Raw genomic sequence first — 9,730 nt, 5'->3', positions numbered from 1 at the left:
CCGGCGCCTTCGATCACCACCACGTCGTTCTCGGCGATCAATTCATCCAACGCTTGGGCAATCACCGGCCAGACGCGGGCACTGCGGTCGCGCCAAGGCATTTGGGTCAAGGCCTCGTCCACCTGCCCCATCAGTACGACCTGGCTGTGGGTGTCGCGCTCGGGCTTGAGCAGCAACGGGTTCATGCGCACATCGGGCACGGCGCGGGCCGCCAACGACTGAAAGTATTGGGCGCTACCGATCTCTCCCTCTTGAACAACGCGTGCGTTATTACTCATGTTCTGCGCCTTGAAGGGCGCCACCTTGAGGCCCTGACGCGCGTAGTAGCGGCACAGGGCGGTGGTGAGCCAGCTTTTGCCGGCACCGCTGGTGGTGCCGAGCACCATCACACATTTGGCGCTCATGTCATTTCCCTGTTGGTGGAGTTTGGGGCGGGTGTTGCCATAGATTGCCACGCCATTTTCAGGGCGTCTTGCGCGGCGGGCGGCTGCACGCTGATCCGCACATGGCCGGACAAGCCGAACGATGCGGCGTCACGCAGCTTGATACCCGCTGCTCGCGAGCGGTTCAAGTCCAAGGCTTGCCCCGGACGAGCACAGAAAAAATTCGCATCGCTGGGCAGGCAGGTCCAACCCAGGGCTTGCAACATGGCGACCTGCCGTGCTTTCCAGTCTCTCAGGACGGGCAGGCTTCCTGCCAGCCAGGCCTGGACCCTCGGCTGCACCCAAGCCTGCAGCAGCGCCACGCCATGCGCGCCCAGTGGCCACGACGCACACAGGCGCTCCAGCGCGGCCACGGTGGCCTGCGCGCCCAGCGGCGCAATGACGTAGGCGGCGCGCACGCCGGTCAGGCCCAGTGCCTTGTTGGGCGTCCACAGCTGCCAGACCTGCGCCAATTGGGCCTCTGTCAAAGACGGTGCGCTGCTCAGGCGCAAGGGCTCGTAGGCACGGTCCAGCACCACCGGCGCGGGAAGAACGCCCGGCCAGAATGCGTGCGCCCCACCCAGCGGGCTCGACGGCTCGCACGCCCACACCAGTTGTGCCTCCATGGGCTGCGCCGTCAGGCCCAAACCCCAAGCCTGCGCCGCCTGCGCATAGTCGCCATAGCTGTACGGCGGCAGGCACACCTTGCCCTGGCCATCTCTCTCGCCCTGTTGCGCCATGCAGGCGGTGATGCGAAAAATGAACTCGCTGGCACTACCCGCCAGCAACACGCGCTGCGCCTCCACTCCATGAAAAGCGGCCAACCGCGCACGCAACGTGGCGTAGCTGGCATCGGGGTAATACGTGGCGTCGGCCTGTTGCACGGCAGCCAGGACGATGGGGCACGGGCCGCAGGCGTTGCTGTTGCTGGAGAAATCAAAACGCGGCACCCCCAAGGCGTCGGGGCCACCATGGATGCGCTGCGATGATGCTTCAACGATGTTCATCACAGCATCCAGAACGCTACAAGAACAATAGTGGATACCGCAATGAATACGAGGGCTACGACCACTTTTGATGCCAGCACAGCGGCGCGCAGCGTATCTGCCGCCTGCGGTGCACGGCCACCCACGTTCAACGCATAGACGCCGGGCTTTTGCAGACTCACACCCAATGCCAAGGCCATCGCCGCCATCGGCCAGCCGCTGTTGGGCGAAGGCGTGCGCCGCGCTTGCACGCGCAAGGCCGTCAACGACAAGTCACCCGCCACGCCTGCCAGTAACAAGGCGGTCAGGCGTGCCGGCAGCCACGACAACACATCGTCGGCGCGGGCGGCCCACTTGCCGGCCCATTCCCAGTTTTGCTCTTTGTAGATGCCGGGGTAGCCCCACATCGCGTCGGCGGTATTGGCAAACCGGTAAAGCGCCGCGCCCGGCAGGCCCAGCAGCACAAACCAGAAGATCGGCGCCACCACCGAGTCATTCAGGTTTTCCGCCAGTGTCTCAATGGCGCTCTCGCGCACCTGGGCTTCGGTCAACTGCGTCACATCGCGGCTGACCAGCCAGCGCAAGCGTTCGCGCCCGGCCGCCAGCGAGCCGCCTTGTGCCGGAGATAAGGCCGCTTCCACCGCCAGCACCTCGCCACGCAACATCGCCCAGGCCAGCATCGGCTTGAACGCCAAGCCCAGCAGCAGCACCGCGAGCAGGCCACCCCAAAGTGGTCCTAACGCATCGGGTAGCGCCAGCATGCTTTTTTGCAACGCCCATGTTGCTATGCAAACAATAGCTATTCCCGCAATCCACACGAGGGCTCCAAGCCAAAAAGACTTGAAATCAGCAGCATTTTCTGGCGCCTGACGACTCAAACGCTGCAGGAGCCGTCCCGCCCAAGCCAAGTACCGTCCCATCCACACGACAGGATGCCAGCGCACGGGGGGCTCACCCAGATAGTGGTCGATCACCAACGCCAGCAAGAGCGCGATGGAAAAAATAAGCGTCGGTAAACCCAAACTCATGAGCGGTGACAAAGTGAAGGACATAAAGGCGTGCCGTCAACGTGGGTTGGATTGATTTTCCTGAGGCAAGGCCGCCAGCGCCTGCTGCAGCCAGCCAAAACCAATACGCTCCTGCTCCAGGCGCACGCCCACACGCAGCCGGTTGTCGCGCAGCTCGTCAAACAAGGCACGTTCCTCGACCGTGAGCCGTGACAGGTCACGCAGCAACGGCTGCGGCTCGTCGCCCCATTGCGTGGCGTGGGCGAGCAAGGTGGCTTTGTCCATCAGCAAGGATTGCACCTGAGGCAACCGGGCACGCAGTTGGTCCAAGATGGCAAAACCGTGGGTGTCGATATCGCCCCAGTAATAAATGCTGCGCGAAAGCAGCCAGCGGGCACCGGCCAGCACCTCGAAACCGTACCCCGCGCCGAAGATCACCAGGCTGCCCGGCAGCGGCGGAAAGGCCAGAAAATTGACCTCGTTCTCGGTAATGAACACGCGGCTGACGGGTAGGTCAAGCCGCTCAAACGCGGCCTGGGTCACGCCGATGTCCTGCTCACACGCGTCGGGCAGCAGCGCCACACGTGGGTCCAGCAGGCGAAATCGGATGCGCAAGGGCTTATCTTGAAAGCCGTAACGGCGGCAAAACTGGCTGGCCCCCGTGGCACGCGGGTCGATGGCATCCAAGGGCAAAGCCAGGTCCAGCAGTTCCGAGAGCACGCCCCGCATCACTTCGATGAATTTGCTGTCCACTCCGGCCAGGTCCACCTGCCGCAAATAAATACCGGGTCGGGGATGAACTTGTAGCCAGGACACGACCGCCAGCAGGCGCGACCAGACATCGGCCAGCGCCAGCGCATTCAGGGGCCGCTTTTCCAGCCACGGCAACAAGGCCGGCTGCTGCTCGCGGGTCAGTTGCACCAGGCTGGTGAAACGCTTGCAGTCTTTTTGCTTGCCGATCAAGGCCAGCGCGTCATCCAGCGAGTCGAGCCAGACCTCGTCCGGCACGGCGTTGCTGCCCAGCACGCGATGCCGGAACTCGCGCAGGATGATGCGCAAGCGCGGCGCGCTATGCGGAGGCGAGGTGCGCCGCAAATCCACCATCCACGCCCGCACTTCGTCGAAGCGCTCAGTCAGCTCGGTCGATGTCGGCCCCACCAGCCGCAAGCGCCGGGGGGGCATGGCATCGCCCTGGACGCAAGGGCGCAGCAGGTCGCCTTTATCCCACAGCTTTTGCACCTGGGCGCGCAGGTCAGCGGGCGTAGTCCAGTTCACGCGGCCGCCTTGTCAGCGGGGGCCACGCGACCCGTTTTCGCCCGGTATTCCTCCATGCCGTAAGTAACGATGTCGGGGATGCAAAAGTCCATCAACATACCCGTCATTTTTACGAGATCATTCTCGTCAGGCCGTCACGGAATTTTCCAAAACTGGGCGATGCGTTTTGATTGAGGCTCATGAAAGGGCCTATCTTTTCAGCCCACTCATGCTTTATGTTCCCGGACTGCGGCCAGCCGGTTTTTTTGATGGCCGCAGCGCCGCCCGCATGCACAGCATCGGCCAGCGACTCCCACGTACCACACGCACTATCTTGCACGTAGCGGTCCAGCACATCGCGCTTGGCGCGCGGGTAGGCTTTCAGCAAGGCTGAGCGGTCCCCCAGATACCACGCTTCCATTTCCTCAATGGCCAGCCGGAACAACGTGCGCGGCACCGGGTTGCAACTTTCAGCAACCGACTTCAACTCCTGCAGAAACTCTTGGCAATTTCGCCGGTCCACGTCCAGTACCACGACGACTGCATCAATGCCCGGTGTTTTGCCGTAGCCCTGTAGCAATCGGGGCAATTGATCCAGCAAAATGCGTTTGGCTGGGTCCGCCTTTGCCGTCAGGCCTTGCGGGATAGGTCCAATGCCCTTGTAGGCTTTGAGCCGCCAAGTATGCGGCGTACCCTGCTCGCCCAGGATTTGCGGCAGCAGTTGTGCCAGCAACCTTTCCCCGGAACTGTCCTCCACCAAAACCTCGATGTGCATGGCCTAGCTCGCCTCCAGGTAATCGCTGTACCAAAGACCACCCAAAGGCAAGCCCTCGTCCACGAGGTTTTTCACGATCTCCAGATCAGAAACCCGCCGGATAACCGAATAGCCATCCGACCCCTTTTCCAGAATCCAGACTTCATCCGGCGACAAGGCATCAACGAAATAGGGCTGGTGAGTCGTCACAAATATCTGGGGCGCATTTTTCTTGCCGTTGGCATGGGCACGAAACTCATGCGCCAGAGTTTCCAGCAGCTTGTGGTATAGGCCATTCTCGGGCTCTTCAATACAGATGAAGGGCGGCGGCTCAGGGTCCTCCATCAGCAGCAGGTAGGCAAACACTTTGAGCGTGCCATCAGACATTTGCTGCGCGAAAAAGGGGTCGGCAAATGCCCCATCGTTGAAACGCAGCAGCACCCGCTTGTCGTCCGTTACCCTGGTATCGATGCTCTTGACGCCAGGAATCTTGGCGGCAATGCGGCTCAGTATCAGCTTGAAACGTTCTGTGTTCTCACGCTGCTCCATGAACTGCACCACGTTACCGATGTTGTCACCGTGGATGTTCAAATGCTTCTGCGGCCCGGCCGAAGGCAGGCCGCGTGCGGCGTCCGGGTAAAAGTACGACAGATACCAGCCTTTGAGAAAGTCTCGAAAGCGCTTGATGCGAGGATGCTCCTTGAGCGTACCCAGCGTGGCAATGCCCAATTGACGAAGGTCGGTCAGCTCAACAGATGCCTGGGCGCGGTCTTCCTCCACACCTTCAACTTCGACCGCCTCTTCTCCCGCCCACACCATGCCTTTGCCATGGGTCAAACGCAAAAATGGGTAAGGGCGGCCATAACTTTGACCTTTACGCCGTTGTTTGAGAACCTCGGATTCAACAAAGGGACGACCCGTTTCGTCCAACGCAATCGACAATTCATACGTCATCGGCCGTTCGCCCTTGGCCTCACGGTAATAAATTTCGAACCGAATCGGATCGGTTGTGCCTCTGGATCGCAACCGCTCAAAACCACCGCGCTGCTTCATGTCGCAGGCCTGCTCCACATCGTGTGTCAGGCAGTCGGCCACGAAACCGAAGGCATCAAACAAGGTGCTTTTGCCCACCCCATTTTTGCCAATGACAACGGTGAATGGCGTCAGCGGCGCTCCGCCTTGCTGGGACGAGAGTTTGCCTACCGTCACGTCACGCAGTGCCCTGTAGTTTTGAACGCGGAAACCTTCGATCAATGCCATGTTCTGTCCTTTATGGGGTTGTTACCCAAGTCATCACTTCAAATTCTGCGTGTTGGCAACTGTTCGGAAAAACCGAACAGTTGGATTTTCATTTTGTCGAACTAATCTTCAGTCTACTTCGCGAAATCCGCACGGCTCTTCTCCGCCTGGTATTCCTCAATGCTCAGATTGCGCAATTTGGAATCCCGCCCTTCCTCGTTATGCACAAAACCGACACTGGCGACAAAGGGCTCGATGATGTGGATTTTTTGCAGTGGCGTGACGATCAACAGTTGCAAGTTCAGTTGCTGGAATAGCTTCAAACCATATTGCGCCGATTCGTCCGAACCGCGGCCAAAGGCTTCATCAATCACCACAAAGCGAAAGCTGCGCGAACGCTTTTCGCCCCAAGCGAGACCGAACTGGTAGGCCAGGCTGGCCGCCAGAATGGTGTAGGCCAGCTTCTCTTTTTGGCCACCCGACTTGCCGCCCGAGTCCGAGTAATGCTCGTGCTCGCGGTCGTCTTCGCGCCAGCGTTCACTGGCGGCAAACACAAACCAGTTGCGCACATCCGTCACCTTGGCGGTCCAGCGCCGGTCCTGCTCGCCCTGCCCTTCGCGGCCGCGCAGCCGCTCGATGATGTGCTTGACCTGCAGGAACTTGGCCTCTGAATACTGGCTCTCGTCGTTGTGATTGTTGGAGCCCGAAAGCGAGCCCTCAAGACAGGCGCGCACCTCGGTCTGGAAGTCGCGCACCTCGGCGTCCGTCGCCAGTTGCGCTTCCAGCACGATGTAGCGGCCCGGGTTGTAATCGATCTGCGTGAGCGACTGGTTGATGCGGGCGATGCGTTCCTTGATGGTTTCGCGCTCATTGTTCAACTTGGTACTGAACTGCGCCACTTCGCGTATGGTGTTCTGGTTCAACAGCTCCTTGAAGCGTGCTTCAAAACGCGGCAGGTCGTCTGCAGCCAGCTTGTCGAGCAGGGTGTGGTAGTCGCCGGCGGACTCCACCGCTACGTCAAACTCCTGCGTCTCCAGCGGATAGCGGATGCTGAAACTGCGCATGGCGTCGATGATTTTGTCGCGCAAGCGCTTGATGCGGCCATCCTCGGCGTCAATGGCTTTTTGCAGCCCATCACGCATCTCGCGCTCCCGGTTGTCACAGGATTCGATGCTCAGAGTCTGTTCGCCCAGAATCTCTCTTTGCAGAGTGAGCAGGCGCATTGCCAGTGAGTCCTGCTTCGCCATCGCGGCGCGTTCATCCGTACCAGGGCTCTCGGCCGCATCCGAGTCTGCGCGCAGCGTTTCGGTTTGACGGCGCAGCGCTTGCATGTCGCTGGTTTTTTGCTCGGTTTTGGCACGCCGCTCACGCTGTTCGATCAGCTGCTTTTCGGTAGTCTCCAGCTCCGCTTCCAGCAGGCCCAGGCTTTTTGTCAGAGCCACGAGCACGTCGGAGGCTGCTTTGAGGGCAGCGAGTTCATCCGCCAGCTTCGCCACCTCCAGCGCAATGACGGGCCAATCGAGTTCAGCGTAGTCGCGGTATTCCACCAGCTTGGACAGGGTATCCAGGCGCTCTTTGATCTCGTTTTGTTCAATCTGCAAGTCACTGAGCTGCTTGCCCGTATGCACCAGCCGGCCTTCGAGCCCCCGTTTTTTGCCATTCAGCGCGTCCAGCTTGGCGGTATTGCTCCAGCCCAGCACGTAGCGGCTGCGGTCATCAATGCGGTGGCGGTCGTCCTTCTCGTGGCGCTCGCCGCCTTTGCTTTGCCCGGCGCGGGTGATGGCTTTGGGTTCACGGCGAAACTGCTCCTGGGTGCTGCAACAGACCACGTTGAAGCGTTGCCACACGGCTTGCTCCAGCCAGGCGTAAAACGGCGAGTCAGGTTTGAGCGTCAGCTTACGCACCAGCGAATCGGCATGCGCAGAGGGCAACTCCGCCGGTTTGGCCGATCGCACACAAAAGTAGACCAGACGGCCTTTGAGGTGGGTTTGATCAACCCATTCGGCGACTTTCGCGTAGTGAGCCTCTGGCACCAGCAGGGAGAGCGCAAAATTGTGCATCAAGCGCTCTGCGGCCCCCTCCCAGTCGCGCTCCTCCTCGCGCACCTCGATCAACTCGCCCGCAAAGGGCATGCTGTCTTCACGCAGTTTCAGGGCCTGGCACAGGGCCGCGCGCATGGCAATTTGCTGGGCCTCGACGTTGCTGCGCCGACCTTGCAGGCTGGCGATCTCGGCGCTTAAGGCCTCATGCTCTTGCCGCCCCTGGGCAAAGGTCACGCCCAGTTCGTTGCGCTCGTTTTGCAACTCCACGGCACGGCTGGTTTCCACCTCGTGCTTTTGAACACAGGTTTGCTGCTGCACGGAGAGGTCTTCCGCGCTGCTCACCCGCAGCAGGCTCAGTTTTCGGCGCAACTCGTCGTAACGCGCTGCATTGCCTTTGCGTCGCGCAATCTCAAGCTGTCTACGCGCAATCTCCGCGTCCAGGTGGGCAATGCGGTCGCCGCCGCTTTGGGCGATGCTCAGGCGCAACTCGCGTTCCTGAATTTGCTGCCCTGTTTTGTGTATTTCAAGCCGCTCGACTTTAGTGCTCTCACTCTTGTAGTTGTCGGCCAGCGTCTCCAGACGCGCCTCAATCAAGGCCAGCTTGAGCCCGGCGAAGTGGGGCTTGAGCGCCTCCCGGCAAGCGCGCAGTTCGTCAGTGGCCGCCAGCAACGCGGCATGCCGGTCGCAGTCCGCCACCAGGGGCGAGAGCAGCTCCACCTGCTGCTTGGCTTTGAGCACGGCTTCATGGGCCCGATTCAGGTCGTCAAAGTGCGCGATCAGGCCCGCAATGCGCGGCGCCACGTCAAACGGCTCCAACATATGGTGGCGCACAAAATCGGTCAGGTTGCCCACCGATTTCATCGACACGGTTTGGTGAAACAGCTCCAGCGCCTGCTCGCCCTCGATGCCAAAACGGCGGCGAAAATGCGCCCCGTAAGGCGGAAAGCTGTCGAACAGCGCCACGCCGTTCTTGCGCAAGCGTTTGCGAAGTTGCGCAATGTCGGTGCCGAAGTTGGCGAAGTCGATGGCCAGCGCCAGGGGCTTTTCCGCGACGGCATAAAAGCGTTCGGGTTGGCCACCGGCGTCCTTGATCCAGAACACCTGCGCCAGCGTCACCGTCTGGTCAAACCCGTCGTTGCGAAACACGCCCAGAATCACCGAGTAGTTCGTCTGGTCCCGCAGGGCCACCGGTTTGGCGTTGCCGCTGACCTCGTTGCGCTCGGATTTGTAATGGCCCAGCACATAGGAACGTAGCGAACGTTCCCGCGCATCGGCACCGGCTGCCTTGTTGTAGGCAATGCGTTGGGCCGGCACCAGCAGGGTTGTGATGGCATCGACCAGCGTGGACTTGCCGGAGCCAATGTCGCCAGTCAGCAACCCATTTTTACCGCCCAACTCCAGCGTCCAGACTTTCTTATCGAAGGTGCCCCAGTTGAGTACTTCCAAGCGCATCAGGCGAAAGCCGGACGGCGGCTCATGGGCACTGAAATCCAGTTCCGGCTCACTCACGGTTCGCGCGGCGCCTGAACTGTTTTGTGCCAGACCTGTCCCATCGACTGGTTCGGGGCGAACGGGATCCGCTTGGCTCCCGCTGGTGATGTGATCACTCATCATCAACCTTCCCGAGGCCAGGTTCTGCGAGCTGCGCCTGATACGCAGCCAGGCGCAGGTCAAATTCGGCCAACCATTGCGCATCGACAAAGGCTTTCAGGATGCGGCGCACCTCGTACACCGGCTCTTGCGCCGCGCGCCCGGCACTGCTGGCTTGCGGCTTCAAGCGCCTGACAAAACCCAGGTCGATGATCTTGTTGAGCTGCGTTTCCATCTGGTCCATCAAGCGCGATTCGTTACTGCCAGCGGGCAAGAAGACGCGGACCAATTCGACCACCGCGTCGCGCGACAGAATCAGGCGGGTATCACCGCCACTGGCATCGAATTCGGCCAGCTTCTTGCGCAACAGCGCCAACAGCAAGCTCACCTGAAAACTCAAGGGTCGGCGCGCCACCAGACGCGGCAACTTGGGCGC

The 9,730-nt window shown here is 60.8% G+C and carries 7 protein-coding genes and 1 pseudogene; all 8 read right to left on the bottom strand.

Translation table 11 applies throughout. The annotated features are described in order from the left end of the window. Positions 1–404: pseudogene (locus tag B3V69_RS03605) on the bottom strand (cobyric acid synthase CobQ); the annotation flags it as partial. Then, positions 401–1,429 carry an aminotransferase class I/II-fold pyridoxal phosphate-dependent enzyme gene (locus tag B3V69_RS03600; RefSeq protein WP_296443879.1) on the bottom strand — a complete coding sequence of 343 codons (1,029 nt, stop codon included), beginning with the start codon at positions 1,427–1,429 and terminating at the stop codon, positions 401–403. The gene B3V69_RS03600 and the pseudogene B3V69_RS03605, both read right to left, overlap by 4 nt. After that, positions 1,429–2,436 carry an adenosylcobinamide-phosphate synthase CbiB gene (gene cbiB, locus B3V69_RS03595; RefSeq protein ID WP_296443877.1) on the bottom strand — a complete coding sequence of 336 codons (1,008 nt, stop codon included), beginning with the start codon at positions 2,434–2,436 and terminating at the stop codon, positions 1,429–1,431. Before cbiB ends, B3V69_RS03600 begins: the two co-directional genes overlap by 1 nt. A gap of 36 nt (positions 2,437–2,472) precedes the next feature. Beyond that, positions 2,473–3,690: a Wadjet anti-phage system protein JetD domain-containing protein gene (locus B3V69_RS03590; protein ID WP_296443873.1), complete on the bottom strand. Its 1,218-nt coding sequence runs from the start codon at positions 3,688–3,690 to the stop codon at positions 2,473–2,475. Positions 3,691–3,799: 109 nt separating this feature from the next. After that, positions 3,800–4,444: a DUF4276 family protein gene (locus tag B3V69_RS03585; protein ID WP_296443871.1), complete on the bottom strand. Its 645-nt coding sequence runs from the start codon at positions 4,442–4,444 to the stop codon at positions 3,800–3,802. A gap of 3 nt (positions 4,445–4,447) precedes the next feature. Beyond that, entirely contained in the window at positions 4,448–5,683 is a 1,236-nt protein-coding gene (locus tag B3V69_RS03580; RefSeq protein ID WP_296443869.1) for an AAA family ATPase, read from the bottom strand. Between the two features lie 113 nt (positions 5,684–5,796). Beyond that, positions 5,797–9,156, bottom strand: a complete 3,360-nt coding sequence (locus B3V69_RS03575; RefSeq protein ID WP_296443883.1) for an ATP-binding protein — start codon at positions 9,154–9,156, stop codon at positions 5,797–5,799. Positions 9,157–9,307: 151 nt separating this feature from the next. Further along, positions 9,308–9,730, bottom strand: a 423-nt coding sequence (locus B3V69_RS03570) for a DUF4194 domain-containing protein (protein ID WP_296443868.1), incomplete at its 5' end; no start/stop codon positions are given.

Source organism: Rhodoferax sp. UBA5149 (genome assembly GCF_002413825.1).
Taxonomy (GTDB): Bacteria; Pseudomonadota; Gammaproteobacteria; order Burkholderiales; family Burkholderiaceae_C; genus Rhodoferax.
This window is presented reverse-complemented; position numbering and strand designations above follow the sequence as displayed.

Excerpts from the sequence above, each read along its gene's own strand:
- B3V69_RS03600 (WP_296443879.1), bottom strand. The coding sequence starts at position 1,429 with ATGAACATCGTTGAAGCATCATCGCAGCGCATCCATGGTGGCCCCGAC.
- cbiB (WP_296443877.1), bottom strand. The coding sequence starts at position 2,436 with ATGAGTTTGGGTTTACCGACGCTTATTTTTTCCATCGCGCTCTTGCTG.
- B3V69_RS03585 (WP_296443871.1), bottom strand. The coding sequence starts at position 4,444 with ATGCACATCGAGGTTTTGGTGGAGGACAGTTCCGGGGAAAGGTTGCTG.
- B3V69_RS03580 (WP_296443869.1), bottom strand. The coding sequence starts at position 5,683 with ATGGCATTGATCGAAGGTTTCCGCGTTCAAAACTACAGGGCACTGCGT.
- B3V69_RS03575 (WP_296443883.1), bottom strand. The coding sequence starts at position 9,156 with ATGCGCTTGGAAGTACTCAACTGGGGCACCTTCGATAAGAAAGTCTGG.